15 protein-coding genes, 1 tRNA gene and 1 pseudogene are annotated in these 17,775 nt (G+C 71.9%); 8 read left to right on the plus strand and 9 right to left on the minus strand.

Annotation, left to right across the window (positions count from 1 at the left end):
* Positions 1-4: 4 nt before the first annotated feature.
* Genes C0R66_RS16555 through C0R66_RS16565 form a run of 3 tightly spaced genes read right to left on the minus strand, consistent with a single transcriptional unit; the run spans position 5 to position 3,668 of the window.
* Positions 5-961, minus strand: coding sequence for a hypothetical protein (locus C0R66_RS16555; protein ID WP_101525626.1), 957 nt, complete (start codon positions 959-961; stop codon positions 5-7).
* Positions 958-2,928, minus strand: coding sequence for an ABC transporter permease (locus C0R66_RS16560; RefSeq protein ID WP_101525627.1), 1,971 nt, complete (start codon positions 2,926-2,928; stop codon positions 958-960). Before C0R66_RS16560 ends, C0R66_RS16555 begins: the two co-directional genes overlap by 4 nt.
* Positions 2,925-3,668: an ABC transporter ATP-binding protein gene (locus C0R66_RS16565; RefSeq protein ID WP_101525628.1), complete on the minus strand. Its 744-nt coding sequence runs from the start codon at positions 3,666-3,668 to the stop codon at positions 2,925-2,927. The genes C0R66_RS16560 and C0R66_RS16565 overlap by 4 nt, the downstream gene beginning before the upstream one ends.
* A 107-nt stretch (positions 3,669-3,775) precedes the next feature.
* Here C0R66_RS16565 and C0R66_RS19690 point away from each other — a divergent pair, with 107 nt between their 5' ends.
* From C0R66_RS19690 to C0R66_RS16575, 3 genes are all read left to right on the plus strand, one after another.
* Positions 3,776-4,246, plus strand: coding sequence for a sensor domain-containing protein (locus tag C0R66_RS19690; RefSeq protein ID WP_241901492.1), 471 nt, complete (start codon positions 3,776-3,778; stop codon positions 4,244-4,246).
* Positions 4,247-4,425: 179 nt separating this feature from the next.
* Positions 4,426-5,031, plus strand: a complete 606-nt coding sequence (locus tag C0R66_RS16570; protein WP_241901682.1) for a sensor histidine kinase — start codon at positions 4,426-4,428, stop codon at positions 5,029-5,031.
* Entirely contained in the window at positions 5,016-5,684 is a 669-nt protein-coding gene (locus C0R66_RS16575) for a response regulator transcription factor (RefSeq protein ID WP_101525629.1), read from the plus strand. The genes C0R66_RS16570 and C0R66_RS16575 overlap by 16 nt, the downstream gene beginning before the upstream one ends.
* 14 nt (positions 5,685-5,698) lie before the next feature.
* Here C0R66_RS16575 and C0R66_RS16580 read toward each other — a convergent pair whose 3' ends face one another.
* On the minus strand, positions 5,699-6,325 hold the full coding sequence (locus C0R66_RS16580) for a CoA transferase subunit B (RefSeq protein ID WP_101525630.1): 627 nt from the start codon (positions 6,323-6,325) through the stop codon (positions 5,699-5,701).
* 1 nt (position 6,326) lies between these two features.
* Positions 6,327-7,108 (minus strand): annotated as a pseudogene (locus C0R66_RS16585) (CoA transferase subunit A).
* Between the two features lie 189 nt (positions 7,109-7,297).
* Between C0R66_RS16585 and bagA the strand changes: the two are divergent.
* Both bagA and bagB read left to right on the plus strand, forming a co-directional pair.
* On the plus strand, positions 7,298-8,317 hold the full coding sequence (bagA, locus tag C0R66_RS16590; protein WP_199286722.1) for an ATPase BagA: 1,020 nt from the start codon (positions 7,298-7,300) through the stop codon (positions 8,315-8,317).
* Complete coding sequence (gene bagB / locus C0R66_RS16595; RefSeq protein WP_101525632.1) at positions 8,314-9,495, plus strand: ArsA family ATPase; 1,182 nt, start codon at positions 8,314-8,316, stop codon at positions 9,493-9,495. The genes bagA and bagB overlap by 4 nt, the downstream gene beginning before the upstream one ends.
* 39 nt (positions 9,496-9,534) lie before the next feature.
* On the opposite strand, the gene C0R66_RS16600 is transcribed toward bagB, so the two are convergent.
* Positions 9,535-9,855, minus strand: coding sequence for a WhiB family transcriptional regulator (locus tag C0R66_RS16600; RefSeq protein ID WP_101525633.1), 321 nt, complete (start codon positions 9,853-9,855; stop codon positions 9,535-9,537).
* Between the two features lie 233 nt (positions 9,856-10,088).
* On the opposite strand from C0R66_RS16600, the gene C0R66_RS16605 reads away from it, so the two are divergent.
* A complete protein-coding gene (locus C0R66_RS16605; RefSeq protein ID WP_101526334.1) occupies positions 10,089-12,458 on the plus strand; it encodes a transglycosylase domain-containing protein in 2,370 nt (789 codons plus the stop codon).
* 8 nt (positions 12,459-12,466) lie between these two features.
* On the opposite strand, the gene C0R66_RS16610 is transcribed toward C0R66_RS16605, so the two are convergent.
* Entirely contained in the window at positions 12,467-12,925 is a 459-nt protein-coding gene (locus tag C0R66_RS16610; RefSeq protein ID WP_101525634.1) for a GatB/YqeY domain-containing protein, read from the minus strand.
* A gap of 26 nt (positions 12,926-12,951) precedes the next feature.
* Here C0R66_RS16610 and C0R66_RS16615 point away from each other — a divergent pair, with 26 nt between their 5' ends.
* Both C0R66_RS16615 and C0R66_RS16620 read left to right on the plus strand, forming a co-directional pair.
* Positions 12,952-13,887, plus strand: a complete 936-nt coding sequence (locus tag C0R66_RS16615; protein ID WP_101525635.1) for a metallophosphoesterase — start codon at positions 12,952-12,954, stop codon at positions 13,885-13,887.
* Positions 13,888-13,992: 105 nt separating this feature from the next.
* Positions 13,993-14,066, plus strand: a tRNA-Pro gene (locus C0R66_RS16620).
* A 38-nt stretch (positions 14,067-14,104) separates the two neighbouring features.
* Here C0R66_RS16620 and C0R66_RS16625 read toward each other — a convergent pair.
* Both C0R66_RS16625 and C0R66_RS16630 read right to left on the minus strand, forming a co-directional pair.
* Positions 14,105-15,307: an integrase core domain-containing protein gene (locus C0R66_RS16625; RefSeq protein WP_101526335.1), complete on the minus strand. Its 1,203-nt coding sequence runs from the start codon at positions 15,305-15,307 to the stop codon at positions 14,105-14,107.
* A 151-nt stretch (positions 15,308-15,458) separates the two neighbouring features.
* Entirely contained in the window at positions 15,459-17,717 is a 2,259-nt protein-coding gene (locus C0R66_RS16630; protein ID WP_101525636.1) for an esterase-like activity of phytase family protein, read from the minus strand.
* Positions 17,718-17,775: the final 58 nt, after the last annotated feature.

The following is a 17,775-nucleotide window of genomic DNA, read 5'->3' on the forward strand; positions in this document are numbered from 1 at the left end:
GGCCTCAGGAGGTGCGCCGGCACTCCACCCCGGAGCAGGCCACCACGACGCTGCGCCAGTCCTCGTCATCGATGCCGAGCAGCACCCGCCCGTCGGTGTCCCACTCGGCGTACTCGAGCGCGTCGGGGTAGCGCACCCCGTAGCGGACCACCCGGTCGCCGCGCACGGTGCGCACCCTCGCGGACGATCCGCCGTTGCCCATCGTGAGCACCGACCGGCCGTCGGCCGAGAAAGCCTCCACCGACTCACCGCAGGTGCGCCACAGCGTCTTCCCGGAGCCGATCCTGGCGATCACCGTGCAGCCGCCGGTGTACTGGTCGGCGTCGTCGGTGTTGCGCGCGTACAGGCCCCGCTCGAGGTTGGCGGCGTACGCGCTCTGGCCGCTGAGCCGCTTGATCCGGCCGGCCCGGTGGTTCCACAGGTGGGTCCCCCCGCTGGCCCCGCCGACGCCCCCGAGCAGCACACGCCGTTCGTCGACGCCGATCGCCCAGACCCCCTCGTTCACCGTGCGGCTCGCCTGCAGCCGGCCGGTGCGCGCCTGCCGCACCCGCACCTCGGTGCGGAAGCGGACCAGCCGGCTGGTGGCCAGGAGGGTGCCGTCGGCGGAGAGCTGCGAGCCGTCGACGTCGCTGGCCAGCGCCCGGAGCCGCCCGTCGCGGGTGACCCGCAGGACGTCGACGAGGTTGTTGCGCTTGTACTCCTCCACGACGTACGCCCGCCCCGTGCGGCCGACGATCCGGACGTCGGCCGGGACCCGGATCCGCACGTCGCCGTCGACCAGGGTACGCCGGTTTTCCAGGTGCGGCCCGGCGATCGGGTCACCGAGCGGCAGTGCCCCGACCGGCGAGACCACCACGAGGGGCTCCGGCGGCGGTGCCGCCGCGGGGACCGGGGCGGCCAGCGCGCCGGCGAGCAGCGCGGGCGGGGCGAGCAGGGCGACGGCACGCAGGAGTTGGCTCATGCCTTGCACGCTAGGCCAGGACGAGGGGCTCCGTCTTCCCCCCCTTCTCGCCGTAGGCGGTGCAGGACGCCAGCACTCCTCGAGCCCACCAGCGCGGCCAGGGCGCCCAGCGCCAGACAGGTCGACGCGGTCGCCAGCAGGGGCAGCCACGGGATCGTCAGCGGTACGGAGACTCCGGTGCCCGCCAGGTCGGCGGTCGTGGCCGTCCGGATCAGCCAGCCCAGGCTGACCGTGATCGTCCCGCCCAGCAGCAGCCCGGTGGCGCTGACCAGGCCGGCCTGCCAGATCGACGCGCGGCGCACCTGGTCGCGGGTGGCGCCGAGGAGGGCCAGCAGCCGGCGCTGACGGCGCTGCTGGGAGGCGCCGATCACGGTGGCGTTGATGATCGCGATCCCGGCGTAGAGCGCTGCCGGTCCGAGGAGGACGACGAGTCCGACGTCGTTCGAGCGCCGGGTCCGGGCATCGGTGGCCTCGATCCACTCCTGGGCCGACAGCAGCCGCGCGGGCGTCCCCATCAGGCCCTCGGCGAGGTTCTCGGTCAGCGCCGTCGGTCCCACGCCCGGCCGCGGTGTCACGAAGACCGTGCCGGTCGGACGACCCGCCACGCCCGGCACCACGTCGGGGGCGACCAGGAGGTCGGCGTACAGGTCCGGGGCCTCCGGCACCACGGCGACCACACGCAGGCCGATCCGCTCCCCCTCGATCCGGACCCGGACCGTGCCCCCCAGTCCGGTCCCGGAGTCACTCGTCCAGCCCTCGGTGACGGCGATCGCGCGACCGCGCAGCGCAGCGAGGTCGCCGCTGGTGGCGCGAAGCCCTCGGGTGGCAGCCGCGCTGACCGGGTCGACGACCTCGACCTGCTCGAGGTAGCCCGCCCCGCCCTCCTCGACGAGCTGCCAGCTGACCTGCCGCCGTACGTCGGCCACCGCGACCTGCGGGTCCACCGTCAGGGAGGCTGCTTGGGACGGCTCGACCCCTTCCACGACGAGCGGCGCTCGGAGCTGGGCGGTGTTGAGCGCGCTCGTCCAGTCCGCGGTGAAGCTGAGCGCGAGCATCAAGGAGCCGGCGATCGCGGAGATCGCGACGGTCGGCGCGGCCACGGCGGACGTCGTCCGGGCAGCCGCCCGGAGGTCGTCGCGCGCCATCCGGGCGCCGACGTCACGGGTGACGAACGGCCGGGCCAGCAGTGCGGCGAGCCGCGGCACCAGGGCTGGGCCGATCGCCAGGATGCCGACCACGGCGACCTCCGGCAGCAGGATCGAGGCGATCAGGGCGAAGAGCGGCGGCAGCTCGGAGGCGAGCAGGAACGGGACGAGCACGGTTACGAAGCAGGTCAGCGCCACGACGAGCGCCCCGAGCGAGGGACGGGTCGGGACGACCGCCGCCTCCCGCAGCGCCGAGGTGGGCGAGGTCCGCGACGCCCTCCGCGCGGAGCGCCTGGCGCCGAGCAGGGCGACCGCCACCCCGCTGGGAGCCGCCACCGCCAAGGCGATCCAGGGGCTGGGCGCCTGCAGGTGGAGGTCGGTGACACCGATGGCCCGGACGAGCCCGAAGGCCACCGGCACCGCGAGGAGTCCGAGCAGACCGCCCACGACCGTGGCGGCCGCAGCGACCACGACGGACTCGCCCAGGAGCAGGCGCCGGACCTGCCGCGGGGTCGCCCCGATCAGTCTGAGCAGGCCGAGCTCGCGCTGACGGTCGGCGACCACGAACCCGAAGGTGCTGCCCACCACGAAGACCGCCATGAACATCGAGACGGCCGCCATGATGCCGAACATGCTGGCCAGCCCGTCGAGCTGGCCACGTTGGGCATCGGTGAGGCCCTTCTGACGGGCGGTGGTGTCGGTCGCCCCGACCAGTGCGGTGCTCAGCGAGAGGAGGGTGACCCCCAGGGCCAGCGCCACGAACGCGCCCAGGTAGCCCCGCCAGGTGGCGCGCGCGCTCTGCCAGGCCAGGGGGAGGATCACCGCTCGAGTCCGTTCATGGTGGTCGCGATCGCGTCCGCGCTCGCGTGCTGGCGGTGGCCGACGACGCGACCGTCGGCCAGGAAGAGGACGGCGTCAGCGTAGGAGGCGGCCACCGGGTCGTGAGTGACCATGACGACCGTCTGCCCGGCATCGGCCACTGCCCGCAGGAGGGCGAGCACGTCCCGCCCGGTCCTGCGGTCCAGGGCCCCGGTGGGCTCGTCGGCGAAGAGCACCTCGGGCCTGGTGTGCAGGGCACGGGCGATCGCGACGCGCTGCTGCTGGCCACCCGACAGCTGTGCGGGGCGGCGGCCGGCCAGGTCGGCCAGGCCCACCGCCGCGAGCGCCTGGAGTACCGCGGCCCGCTGCACCCTGACCCCTGCCAGCCGGGCCGGGAGGGCGACGTTGTCGAACGCGGTGAGAGCGTCGAGCAGGTTGTAGGCCTGGAAGACGAACCCCATCGACGTCCGGCGCAGGCGAGTCAGCTCGGTCTCCTTGAGCCGGCCGAGCGGAGTCGGACCCAGGATCACCTCGCCGTCGGTGGGCCGCTCCAGGCCGGCGGCGACCTGGAGCAGGGTCGACTTGCCGGACCCCGACGGGCCCATGATCGCGGTGAAGGTGCCGCGGCGGAACACGTGCGTCACGCCGTGCAGCGCCCGCACGCCCCCCGCCCGGGAGCCGTAGGTGTGGGCGATGCCGTCGAGCGTCACCGCGGGGGGCGCGGTGGTGAGGGTGCTGGTCATGGCTCCCACTGCACCAGCGCACGGGCCGCGACACCTGGGCCTGCACGCCACACATGGGTAGCGCCCGCGCTACCCCACGCGGGGGCACGGCTCTCTAGGGTTGGGGCGTGACGAGGTATCCGGACGCGTGGACGGCCGTGCGCGGGCGGCCGTGGCGCTTCCTGCTCTCGGCGTGGCCGTGGCGGGCGCTTGCCTACGTCGTCGGCTCAGTCGTGGTCGGGCTGGCCTGGCTGCTGCTGCTCACCCTGGTCCTCGGGATCGGCCTGCCGACGGTGGTCCTGGTGGTGGGGCTCTACGTCCTCGCCGCCGTGCCGGGGCTCGCCCACCTGGCCGCCGAGGTGGAACGGCGGCGGCTGCGCCTGGTCCTCCCCACGGCCGACGACGGGACCGGTGGGTGGGTGGGATGGCGCGCGGTCCTGCGGGGGAGCCAGGGCGCCCGGTGGCGTGGGCCGAGATCGGTCACCTGGCCCTGCTCGCCACGGTGGGCTGGCTGGTCGGGCTCGTCGCCATCGCCTTCGCCTCGGTGCCGGTCATCCTGCTCCTTGCCCCCTGGCTCGTGGGCGCCGGCGCCGACGTGATCGACGTCGCCGGCTGGCGGATCGACTCACCCCGCGAGGCCTGGGTGGCGCCGGTCCTCGGGGTCGTGCTGCTCGCCGTCGCGGCGTACGTCGTGACCTGGGCCGCCTGCGGCCACGCCGCGCTCACCCGGCTGCTGCTCGACCCGCCCGACGCGCGGCAGGCGGAGGCGGTCGCCGCCGTGCGCCGCTCGCGCAGCGGGCTGGTCGACGCCTTCGAGGCCGAGCGCCGGCGGATCGAGCGCGACCTGCACGACGGCGTCCAGCAACGGCTCCTCGCGCTCACCATGACCTTGGGGTCCGCGGAGCTCGAGGCCGAGGGGCAGACCCTCGCCCTGGTCCAGCAGGCGCACGAGCAGGCCGAGCAGGCGCTGGCCGAGCTGCGCACCACCGTCCGCGGCATCCACCCGCGGGTGCTCACCGACCATGGGCTGACCGCGGCGGTCCACGAGATCGCCGACCGCTCGCCCGTCCCGGTCCACGTCGACCTCGCGCTCGGGGAGCGGCTGCCCGGGCCGGTGGAGGCGGCCGCCTACTTCTTCGTCAGCGAGGCGCTGACCAACGTCGTCCGCCACTCCGGCGCCGGGTCGGCGCAGGTCCACGCCTGGACGGAGGCGGGCGCGCTGGTGCTCAGCGTCAGCGACGACGGGAAGGGTGGTGCCGAGGCGAGGCCGGGCTCCGGGCTGGAAGGGCTCCGGCTGCGGGTCGAGGCGATGGACGGCTCGCTGCGGATCACCAGCCCGCCCGCAGGCCCGACGACGGTGAGGATGACATGTCCGCTCCCGTAGTGCGCCCGCTGACGGTCGTGGTGGCCGAGGACGAGGTCCTGCTCCGCGAAGGACTGGTGCGGATCCTGGAGCGCGCGGGCCACCAGGTGCTGGCCGACGTCGCCGACGCCGACGCCCTGCTCGCCTTCGTGCAGCGCACCGCCCCCGACCTGGTGGTCACCGACATCCGGATGCCCCCGACGCACACCGACGAGGGGCTGCGGGCCGCGATGGCGATCCGGGCGGAGCACCCGGGCACCGCCGTCATGGTGCTCTCGGCCTACATCGCCGATGCCTACGTCGCCGACCTGCTCGACTCGGCTCCCGGCGGCGGGATCGGCTACCTGCTGAAAGACCGGGTCGGTCACGTCCGGGACTTCCTCGACAGCCTCGACCGGGTGGCGGACGGCGGCACGGTCGTCGACCCCGAGGTGGTCCGTCAGCTCCTGCGCCGCGCCCGCACCGCCGGGCCGCTGGCCGCCCTGACCGCACGCGAGCTCGAGGTACTGGCCCTGATGGCCGAGGGCCACACCAACCAGGCCATCGCGGCGGCGCTCTTCGTCAGCGAGGCGGCCGTGCGCAAGCACATCGGCAACATCTTCGCCAAGCTCCCGGTCGATCCGGGCAGCGACCGGCGGGTGGCCGTCGTCCTCACCTATCTGCGCGGGTCGTGACGCGCCCGTGCCGCTCACAGGACGGGCGGCTCGGTCTTCTCCCGCACCTCGTCCATGGACACTCCCGGCGCGAGCTCCACCAGCCGCAGGCCCTCGGGGGTGACGTCGAGCACGCAGAGGTCGGTGATGATCCGCTCGACCACCGCCCGGCCGGTGTAGGGCAGCGAGCACTCCTCGACGATCTTGTAGGCGCCGTCGCGAGCCACGTGCTCCATCAGCACGATCACCCGCTTCGCCCCGTGCACCAGGTCCATCGCCCCGCCCATGCCCTTGACCATCTTGCCCGGGATCATCCAGTTGGCGATGTCGCCACCGGCCGAGACCTGCATGGCACCCAGGATGGCGGCGTCGATCTTGCCGCCCCGGATCATCCCGAACGACGTCGCGGAGTCGAAGAACGACGCCCCGCGCCGCACGGTGACGGTCTCCTTGCCGGCGTTGATCAGGTCGGGGTCCTCCTCGCCCTCGAGCGGGTAGGCGCCGACCCCGAGGATGCCGTTCTCGGACTGCAGCACCAGCTCCACGTCGTCGGGGACGTAGTTGGGCACCAGGGTCGGCAGGCCGATGCCGAGGTTGACGTAGGAGCCGTCGGTCAGCTCCGCGGCCGCCCGGGCGGCCATCTGCTCACGGGTCCAGCTCATCTCAGGCTCCCTCTCCACGCGGCGTGACCGTGCGCTTCTCGATCCGCTTGTCGCTCGCCTGCGCCGGCGTCAGCGCCACCACGCGCTGCACGTAGACGCCGGGGGTGTGAACGTCGTCCGGCGCGATCTCGCCGGGCTCCACCAGGTGCTCCACCTCGGCGATGGTGAGCCGGCCGCACATCGCGGCCAGCGGGTTGAAGTTGCGCGCGGAGTCGCGGTAAACGAGGTTGCCGTGCCGGTCGCCCTTCCAGGCGCGGACCAGCCCGAAGTCGGCGACGATGGCCTCCTCCAGCACGTACTCGCGGGAGTCGCCGTGCATGGCGAACTGGCGCGTCTCCTTGGCCGGGGACGCGACCACCACGTTGCCGGAGTCGTCGTACCGCCACGGCAGTCCGCCCTCGGCGACCTGGGTGCCGCCCCGGTGGCGGTGAAGAACGCCGGGATGCCCGAGCCGCCGGCCCGCATCCGCTCCGCGAGCGTGCCCTGGGGGGTGAGCTCGACCTCGAGCTCCCCGGAGAGGTACTGCCGGGCGAACTCCTTGTTCTCCCCCACGTAGGAGGAGACCATCCGCCGCAGCCGCTTGGCCATCAGCAGCCTGCCCAGGCCCCAGTCGTCGACGCCGCAGTTGTTCGAGACCGCCTCGAGGTCGTCCACGCCGGCCTCGAGCAGGGCGTCGATCAGCACCGAGGGGATGCCGCACAACCCGAAGCCGCCGACCGCCAGCGTGGCTCCGCTGGGGATGTCAGCCACGGCCTCCGCGGCGCTGGCAACGACCTTGTCCATCGGGCTCCTTTCGCCGGGCGCGAGGGGTCGCACCGCAGGGGCGGCCGAGGTGTGGCGGCCGTCACGCGGATCCTATTCCAGCGCCTCCCTGCCGACGATCCCGGCCAGTGCGCCGGTCGAGGAGGCGACGTGTCGCGGGTCACGGGCGCGGGCCTGCCGGGCTGTGGCCGGTGTGCCTATCCTGCGAAGGTGACTTCTCAGACCTCAGCAGCGGACTGGTCGGGTGTGGAGCTGCACGTCGTCACCGGCAAGGGCGGCACGGGCAAGTCCACGGTCGCCGCGGCCCTGGCCCTGGCGCTCGCCTCCTCGGGACGCAACGTGCTCCTGTGCGAGGTGGAGGGTCGCCAAGGCATCGCCCGTATGTTCGACGTCGACCCGCTGCCCTACGCCGAGACCCGGATCGCCCGCGGACTGGCCGACGCCCAGGGCCGGGCCGGGACCGTCTACGCGCTGCACGTGGACCCTGAGTCCGCGCTGCTGGAGTACCTGGCGATGTACTACAAGCTGGGCCGGGCCGGGAAGGCCCTGGACCGCTTTGGGGTGGTGGAGTTCGCCACCACGATCGCCCCGGGCGTGCGGGACGTGCTGCTGACCGGCAAGGTCTACGAGGCGGTGCAGCGCAACGCCCGCAACAAGAAGGCCCGGCACTACGACGCGGTCGTGCTGGACGCCCCGCCCACGGGCCGGATCACCCAGTTCCTCAACGTCAACGGCGAGCTGGCCGGCCTGGCCAAGGTCGGCCCGATCAAGACCCAGGCCGACACGGTGATGACCCTGTTCCGCTCCGCGCGCACCGCGGTGCACCTGGTGACCCTGCTGGAGGAGATGCCGGTGCAGGAGACCGCCGACGGCATCGTCGAGCTGGGGAAGGCCGACCTCCCCGTCGGCGGGGTCGTGGTGAACCTGGTCCGGCCGCACGACCTGGACCAGCAGGCGCTCGATGCCGCCTGCGGCGGCGGGCTGGACCACGCCGCCATCGAGGCCGACCTGGAGTCCGTGGGGATCGAGGTCAGCGACGCCCTGGTCGAGGAGCTGGTGACCGAGGGCTGCGAGCACGCCGCGCGGCGCGACCTCGAGGACACCCAGCGGGCGTTGGTCGCCGACCTGGACCGACCGACGTACGAGCTGCCGCTGCTGGCCGGCGGCGTGGACCTCGGCGGGCTCTACGAGCTGGCCGCCGCACTCAAGGAACAGGGGCTGGGACGATGAGCAGGACCCGGGTCGGGCCGTTGGCCGCCGAGCCGGTGGAGGCGCCGGCGCTCAACCTCGACGAGCTGATCGACGACCGCCGCATCGGCATCGTGGTGTGCTGCGGCTCCGGGGGCGTGGGCAAGACCACGACGGCGGCGGCACTGGCGCTGCGCGCCGCCGAGCGCGGACGCAACGTGGTGGTGCTGACCATCGACCCCGCCCGGCGCCTGGCGCAGGCCATGGGCATCGAGCGGCTCGACAACGTGCCCCGCCCGGTCTCCGGCCTGGTCCCCGCGGACCCCGACGGCACCGGCTCGCTGGACGCGATGATGCTGGACATGAAGCGCACCTTCGACGAGGTGGTCACCAGCCAGGCCACCCCGGAGAAGGCGAAGCAGATCCTGGAGAACCCCTTCTACATCACCCTGTCCAGCTCGTTCGCGGGCACCCAGGAGTACATGGCGATGGAGAAGCTGGGCCAGATCCACCGCCAGGCCCGCCAGGACGGGTCCTACGACCTGATCGTGGTGGACACCCCGCCCTCGCGCTCGGCGCTGGACTTCCTGGACGCACCCGAGCGGCTCTCCAGCTTCCTCGACGGCCGGTTCATCCGGATCCTGCTGGCTCCGGCCCGCGGGCCGGCCCGCCTGATGTCAGCCGGGCTCGGCATCGTCACCGGCGCGCTGACCAAGGTCCTGGGGACCCAGGTGCTGCGCGACATGCAGCTCTTCGTCGCCGCGTTCGACACCCTCTTCGGGGGCTTCCGGGCACGCGCGGAGAAGACGTTCGCGCTGCTCCAGGACGACCAGACCGCATTCGTGGTGGTCGCGGCCCCGGAGGAGGACGCCCTGCGCGAGGCGGCGTACTTCGTGGAGCGCCTCAACGAGGACGACATGCCCCTGGCCGGCCTGGTGGTCAACCGGGCGAGCCCGGAGACCGAGGGCGACCTCAGCTCCGACGAGGCCGCTGCCGCAGCCGAGCGGCTGCAGCGCGCGAGCGCCGACTCGGTGACCGGGGGGCTGTTGCGGCTGCACGCGGACCGGGTGCGCATGGCGTCTCGGGAACACCGGTTGCGCAGCAGGTTCGCCGCAGCTCACCCCAGCGTGCCGACGGTGGTGGTGCGAGCGCTGCCCACCGACGTGCACGACCTGGACGGGCTCCGGCAGATCGGCGCCCTGCTCGCGGGCGACGCCTGAGGCTCGGCGTACGAGGCCTCAGGCGCCGACGGCGGGGGGTCAGTTCAGGACCGGGGCGGTCTCGCTCGGAACCTCGACCGGGATGGCGCTGCGGGTGTGCTCCTCGCGGGCGGTCTCCAGGACGGTGCGCCAGCTGGCGCCGGGGCGACGACGGAGCAGCGCCCGGCGCTCACGCTCGGTCATCCCACCCCAGACTCCCCACTCGATCTGGTTGTCGAGGGCCTCCGCGAGGCACTCGGTACGGACCGGGCAGCCGCTGCACAGCTGCTTGGCCTTGTTCTGCTCGGCGCCGCGCACGAACAGCTGGTCGGGTGCTGATTCCCGACAGGCCGCCTTCGACGTCCACTCCTCGACCCACATGGTTACTCCCAAGATCCTCAAAATGCGGGTGGACATCCCCATGATTTCCACTCCACGTTCACGCATTACCAAATGTAGGTATGGATCCGGGATGCCGACAGACACCTTTAGCCCACTTCAACTAGTCATAGGTGACTAGTCGGTAGGGACTACCCGACCCACTCCCGGAGGGACTAACGCTCCGCGGCCAGAGGAGTAACGCCACTTTCTCGCTCTCCCGTACATTGGTCAGCATGTCCACGCCAGCCGACGAGCGCTCTCGGTCTCGTGTTGTCCTGACCCACCTGGGCGTGATGGCTGCGGTCGCCATGGTCCTGGGCCTCCTCACCGCCGGCCTCGCCCTCCCGTTCGTCGCCGTCGTCGGTGCCGCCGTCAAGGACGTCTCCCAGGGCATGGACGACCTGCCGGCCGAGCTGGAGACCCGCCCGCTGGCCGAGAAGACCTCCATCGTCGACGGCCAGGGCAACCTCATCGCCTCGCTGTACGACGAGAACCGGATCAGCGTCGGCCTGGACCAGATCTCCCGCACGATGGTGCAGTCCATCGTGTCCATCGAGGACTACCGCTTCTACCGCCACGGTGCGCTGGACCTCAAGGGCACCATGCGCGCCCTGGTCACCAACCAGGCCAACTCGGGCATGGTCCAGGGTGGCTCCTCGATCACCCAGCAGATGGTCAAGCTCACCCTGCTGGACCAGGCGAAGACCAAGAAGGAGAAGATCGCCGCCACCGACGACACCTACGCGCGCAAGCTGCGCGAGCTGCGGTACGCGATCGCCTTCGAGCAGAACTACTCCAAGGACTGGATCCTGGAGCGCTACCTCAACATCGCCTACTTCGGCGACGGCACCTACGGCATCCAGTCCGCGGCCAAGCACTTCTTCAACAAGAACGCCAGCCGCCTCAACCTCAAGCAGTCGGCGCTGCTCGCCGGCCTGGTGAAGAACCCCACCGGCTACGACCCGACGAACTACCCCGAGCGGGCCCTGGCCCGGCGCAACGTGGTGCTGGACCGGATGGCCGAGCTCAACGTGATCACCCGCGAGAAGGCCGAGGAAGTGAAGGCCAAGGGGCTGGGACTCGACGTCCAGGCCGCCGCCAACGGCTGCGTGAACTCCCCCGCGCCGTTCTTCTGCGACTACGTCTACAACTACCTGCTCGAGGACCGCGCCCTGGGCGAGACCAAGGCAGAGCGCAAGCGCCTGCTGCGCTCCGGCGGCCTGACCGTGCGCACCTCCATCGACCTGGACTACCAGAAGGCGGCCGACGAGTCGGTCCAGTCCCACGTCTACCCGACCGACCAGGCGATCGGCGGGCTGGCCATGGTGGAGCCCCGCACCGGCAACGTGAAGGCGCTGTCCCAGTCGCGGCCGATGGGCGCCAAGAAGAACGAGGGCCAGACCTACCTCAACTACGTCGTCCCCGAGAAGTACGGCGACTCCAAGGGGTTCCAGGCCGGCTCCACGTTCAAGGCGTTCGTGCTGGCCGCGGCGCTGAAGCAGGGCAAGGTCTCGATGACCCAGAACATCTACTCCCCGCCGTCGCTGACCCTGCGCAAAGAGGACTACATCGACTGCGACGGGAAGCCCTACGACTACGGCCCGTGGCCGGTGAGCAACTCCACCACGTCGGGCAACAAGAACATGTACACCGGGACCCGGGAGTCGGTGAACACCTTCTACGCCCAGCTGATCCGCGAGACCGGCCTGTGCGAGCCCTACAACCTGGCCAAGAAGATGGGCATCCAGCTCGACAACCCCGAGGGCGACGAGTACGGCCGCGGCGCCGAGCGGGTCGCCTCCTTCACCCTCGGCGTCCCCGACACCAGCCCGCTGGAGATGGCCGAGGCCTACGCCACCTTCGCCGGCCGTGGCCTGCACTGCGACTCGCGCCCGGTCACCGCGATCGAGGACGCGCAGGGCAACCTGCTCAAGAGCTACCCCGAGAAGTGCCAGCAGGTCATCCCCGGTGCCGTCGCCGACGCCGTCAACGACGTGCTGCGCGGCGTGATGGAGCCCGGAGGGTTCGGCCAGTACATCGCCCCCTCCACCCGGGTCTCGGCGGGCAAGACCGGGACCACGCAGAGCGGTCGAGCGGTCTGGTTCGTCGGCTACACCCCCACACTGGCGGCCGCGTCGATGATCGCCGGGGCCAACTCGTTCGGGCAGCCGATCGAGCTCGGCGGGCAGACCGTCGGCGGCACCTACATCAGCGCCGCCTCGGGCTCCGGGGTCGCGGGACCGATGTGGGGCGACGCCATGGACGTCATCACGCCCACCCTGCCCGAGGAGGACTTCCAGCGGCCCAACGGCACCGAGATCTCCGGCGTGCTCACCACCGTGCCCAGCGTGAGCGGCATGCCGCTGGAGCAGGCGCAGCAGGTGCTCACCGACGCCGGCTTCACGCCGTCGGTGGGCAGCTACGTCAACTCCGAGGTGACCTCGGGCGCCATCGCCTACAGCTCGCCGGGCGCCGGCGCCTCGCTGAGCAGCGGCGACACGGTCGTGCTCTACCTCTCCACCGGCTACGTCCCGGCCGAACCCCGCAAGGGCAATGGCAAGAAGGGCCGGGGCCGGGGCCGCGGTGGCCGCGGACGGGGCTGAGCCCAGGCTCAGGCCAGCTGGCGGCGCACCTCGGCCGCCACGGCCCCGCCGTCGGCGCGGCCCTTGACCTGCGGCGTCACCACGCCCATGACCTTGCCCATGGCCTTCATGCCCTCACCCGCGGCGCCGGTCTGCTCGATCGCGGCGGTGACCAGGGCGGCGATCTCGACGTCGGTCAGCGGGGTGGGCAGGTAGGTCGCGATCACGGCCGCCTCGTCGGTCTCCTTCTGGGCCATCTCGGTCCGGCCGGCCTCGAAGAAGGCGGCCGCGGCCTCGCGGCGCTTCTTCGCCTCCGAGGACAGCACGCCGAGGATGTCGTCGTCGGTGAGCTCGCGCTGCACCTTGCCGGCCACCTCGGCGTTGGTGATGGCGGTGAGCACCATCCGCAGGGTCGAGGAGCGCAGCTCGTCCCGGGCCTTCATCGAGGTGGTCAGGTCGGTGCGGAGTCGGTCCTTGAGGCTGCTCATGGGCTCCAGTGTGGCAGCCTTGCCGCGTGACCCCCACCCGGATCCTCCCCCGCCTCGCCGGCGCCGGCCTCGGCGCGGGCGTGGGCGCGGGCCTCGGACTGGCCGCGTACGGCGTCTGGGAGGCCCGCGCCTACACCCTGCGCGAGGTGACGGTGCCGGTGCTTCCCGCCGGCAGCCCCGCCCTGCGGGTGCTCCACCTCTCCGACATCCACATGACGCCGGACCAGCGGGCCAAGCAGGAGTGGCTGGCCGGCCTGGCCGCCCTGGAGCCGGACCTGGTGATCAACACCGGGGACAACCTCGCCCACCGGCGCTCGGTGCCGGTGGTGCTGGAGGCCCTCTCCGGCCTGCTGGGCGTCCCCGGCGCCTACGTGCTGGGCTCCAACGACTACTACTCCCCCAGCCTGCGCAACCCGCTGCGCTACCTCCTGCCCGATGACGGCCGTCGGCACACCGACGTCCCACAGCTGCCCTGGCCCGACCTCAAGGCCGGGTTCGACGAGGCCGGCTGGCTGGACCTGACCAACGGGTTCGGGTCGCTGGTGGTCAACGGCACCAGGATCAGCTTCGCCGGCGTCGACGACCCGCACCTGGAGTACGACGACCTGTCCCGGGTGGCCGGTCCCGCCGACCCCGACGCCGACCTGCGGCTCGCGGTCTGCCACGCGCCGTACCTGCGGGTCCTGGACCAGTTCGCCCGGGACGGCTACGACGCGATCATCGCCGGGCACACCCACGGCGGCCAGGTCTGCCTGCCCGGCGGCCGCGCGCTGACCACCAACTGCGACCTCGACCCCGCCCGCGCCCGGGGTCTGCACCGGCACCCGGCGGACTCCTCCCCCGGCGACCCCGGATCGTCCTGGCTGCACGTCTCCGCCGGGCTGGGCACCAACCCCTATGTCCGGGTCCGGGTCGCGTGCCGTCCCGAGGCGACCCTGCTGACCCTGGTCGCCCGCACCTGAGCCCGCTCGGCCACCGTCGGTCCCACCACGCGGGGCGATTTCGGGGCGCTCAACCTGCTCGGGTATGCTCGCGGTGCTCGTGAGGATCTCGATCCTTGCGATCGTCGGGCTGTGGCGCAGCTTGGTAGCGCGCCTCGTTCGGGACGAGGAGGCCGCAGGTTCAAATCCTGTCAGCCCGACAGTGTGATCTCGCAAGAGATAGGAAAGATCCGAACCCTCAGTGGGGGTTCGGATCTTTCGCGTTTCGGGGTTGGTAGTCCTTGCTGGTGTCGATGGTGAGCTCGCGTAGGAGTTCGCCGGTGATGGCGTTGATGACGCGGACGTCGAGGTCCTGGACGAGCAGGATGACGTGGGTTCGGTTGTGGGTTCGGCCGACGCCGATGTGTCTGAGTTGGCCGGCCACGCGCAGGGTGACGGTGCCGGACTTGTCGACGCGGTCGTGCCGGATCCGGTCGTGGGTCTGTGCGTCGCGGCTGGGGCCTGGGACGGCTTTGGGCATGGTGTCGTAGAGCGCTGCTGGGGTGGCGCGGTGGGGCAGGGATCGGTGCGGCCGGTGCTGGTTGTATTCGGCGGCGAATCGGTCGAGCAGGGTCTGGAGCTGGTCGATGGTGGCGGGTTGGTCGGGTTGGGCGCGGAGCCACTTCTTCATGGTCTGCTGGAACCGCTCGACCTTGCCGCAGGTGGTGGGATGGTTGGGCCGGGAGTTCTTCTGGACCACGTGCCAGTCGCGTAGTTGCTGCTCGAAGCCGTTGCGGCCGCCTTGGCGGCCGTGGCCGGCCAGGCGGACGGTGTAGACCATCCCGTTGTCGGTCAGGGTGGATCCGGGTATGCCGTGCTGACCTGCGGCTTTGCGGAACGTGTTGAGGACGATCGGGGTGGTGATCGCCCGGTGCGCGGACACGTGGAGGGCGTAGCGGGTGCAGTCGTCGAGCCAAGTGATGATCTCGATGCCCTTGGGGAAGGTCGTGGTGTCGGTCAACGGGTAGTGGGTGAAGTCGGACTGCCAGGTCTCGTTGGGCATGGCGGCCTGGAACCGGATGTAGGAGGCCTTCGGTTTCTTCTTGGGTTCGGGGGTGACGAGGCCGGCACGGGTCAGGTAGCGGCTGATCGTGGCCACGGACACGGTTGTGTGGTGGTGCTGGGTCAGGTGCCAGGCGATGGTGTCGGGTCCGGCGTCGTGGCCGGCTGTGGTGAGCTTGTCGCGTAGCTCGAGGATCAGGTCCGCGGTCTGGGTGGGGATCGCGGTCGGGTTGGTGTGCGGGCGCCGGGAGCGGGGTTCGAAGGCGGCATCGCTCTCGGTTCGGTAGCGGGCCACGAGTTTGCTGACCCAGCTGGGTGAGACGTCGTAGCTGCGGGCGACGTCGGCTTGTGGGCGTCCCTCGAGGACGACCGCGGTGATGATCAGTCTGGCTTTCGACACCACCGGAGGGTCTCGGTCCGGTGTTTCCTATGTCTTGAGAGATGTGTTTCCTATGTCCTGAACCAGCACACTGTCAGCCCGACAGTGTGATGTCTTAGGACATCGAGAGGCCCGAACCCACGGAAGTGGGTTCGGGCCTCGAGTCATTTCCTCACCCTGCGCTGGCGATCGCCGGGTTGTCGGTGAAGACCCCGTCAACGCCCGCCCGGACGAACGCCGCGATCTCGCCGGCGAGGTCGCCGGGGGCGGTGGGCTCCGTCCCCCGCCGGAACTGCGTCGGCAGGTACTGGTTCTCCACCCGGAACGTGTACGGGTGGACCACCAGCCCGGCGGCATGGGCGTCGCCGATCACGGCCGTGGGCTGCAGGAGGCTGCCGTCGGCGCCTCGCGGGATCAGCTGGTCCTTGCAGGCCCCGAGCCCGTCGGCGTACTCGGCGACGCCGCGCAGCCCGTCCGCGGAGACCAGGTCAGCGTAGCTGCGCGGATCGCCCGCGGCGACCAGGTCGTACGGCGCCCCGCTGCAGCCGGTGAGCTGGGTCAGCCGGAAGTCGCTGCGCCGGTCCAGCTCGGCGAGGTTGGACGTCTCGAAGCTCTGCAGGTAGACCGGGTCCCGGCCGTCGTAGCCGTTGGCGGCCAGGGTGGCCAGCAGCGGCTCCTCCAGGGAGAGCCCGATCCCGTCGAAGTACGTCGGGTGCTTGGTCTCGGGGTAGACCCCCACAGGTCCGCCCGCGCAGGTGCGGGAGTGCCGGGCCAGGTCGAGCACCTCGTCGAGCGTGGGCACGGCGTACTTGCCGTCGTAGGCGGTGTTGCCGGGGCGCACGCCGGGGATGCGCTCGACCGCGCGCAGCGTCTTGAGCTCCGCGAGGGTGAAGTCCTCGGTGAACCAACCGGTGAGCGCGACCCCGTCCACGGTCCGGGTGGTGCGCCGGGCGGCGAACTGGGGCCTGGCTGCGACGTCGGTGGTGCCACCGATCTCGTTCTCGTGCCGCGCGACCAGGACGCCGTCGGCGGTGGAGACCAGGTCGGGCTCGATGTAGTCCGCGCACCCCAGGATCGCCTGCTCGTAGGAGGCGAGCGTGTGCTCGGGACGGGTGCCGCTGGAGCCGCGGTGCCCGATCACGAGCGTGTCGTGGGGACGTGGCGCACGGGTCCGGCGCAGGTCCAGCACGATCATCTCGGTGTCGTCCGGGGTGCCGGGGACCCGGGCGTCGTCGCCGGGGTAGTTGTTGTCGTTGCCCACCAGGATGCGGCCGTCCCTGAGCTCGACGACGACCTCGACCGAGACCATCGGGAAGCTGAACCGCTCGCCGACGCCGTAGGCGCCCGGGTCGGTGTCCGTCCCGATGCCGTCCGGGTTGGCGATGCCGAGCAGGTCGACCACCAGCTCCTTCTCCACGAACCCCTCCGCATCGGTGCGCCGCAGGTCGATCTCGTAGAGCCGCTTGGTGACCGCGGCCGGGCCGTCGAGGTTGTCGCGCTCGATGAGCAGCATCCGTCCGTCGCGCACGGTGAACGCGTCACCGACCACGTTGGCGGCCTCGTCCACCTGGTACTGCCAGGTCCTCCCGGTGTAGGCCCGCCGCCGGGTGTCGAACTCGTGGACGTAACGCCGTCGCTGGTCGGGGTCGTCGAGGTAGGCCCCCTCCACGACCGGGTAGAGGTAGCGGCCGTTGGCCGAGGAGCCCATGGCCTCGAACCCCCGACTGGCCGGCACCCGGGGCTGCTCGTCTCCGAGGGTGGGGTTCTGGGGCGACTTGCCCCCGGCGAACGGCACGGGCGCCTCGAGCACGGTGCCGTCGCTGCTCACGTGCAGCAGGTAGGGGCCGAACTCCTCCCCGATCCAGAAGGATCCGTCCCGGGCGCGGACCAGGGACTCGATGTCGAAGTCCGCGCCGGTGAGCAGCCGTTCCCGGGTGTCCTCGCGGACGATCGGGAACGGGATGCGGTGCAGCGGGTCCCGCAGGGAGATGAAGCGTCCCACCTCGATGCGACCGGCGCCGCCGCGGGCGGTCTCCCAGCGGGGGCGGATCCGGTAGGTGCGCAGCAGGAAGTCGGCCGAGTTGGCCTTGGTGCCGAAGCCGTTGTCGGGCTGCGCCCAGAAGGTGCCGTCGGCGTTCTCCACCATCGCGGAGAAGCCGGGGATGACCTGGCCGGGGAACGGGCCGGTACGGCCGTTGCCCGGGGAGGCGAGTGCTCCGGACGGCGGCCCGGGGGCCAGGAAGTCCGCCGGCAGTGTGGCCCGCCCCTCCAGGGTGGGCTCCACCCTGGTCTGGACGTGCCGCCCGGGCCCCGTTGGGGAGGCGGAAGCCGCGACCCCGGGCGCTGCGGTGACGGTGGCGATGGTGGACGTGGTGGCGGCGAGGAGGGCGAGACCGATCAGTCGGTGCACCCGAGTGCGCGTTGAGGTCATGCCAGCAGGCTGGCGCCTCCGGGCGAACTGCGCAGTCCGGCCAGGCGACGAACCGGTG

The organism is Nocardioides houyundeii (assembly GCF_002865585.1).
GTDB classification, from domain to species: domain Bacteria; phylum Actinomycetota; class Actinomycetes; order Propionibacteriales; family Nocardioidaceae; genus Nocardioides; species Nocardioides houyundeii.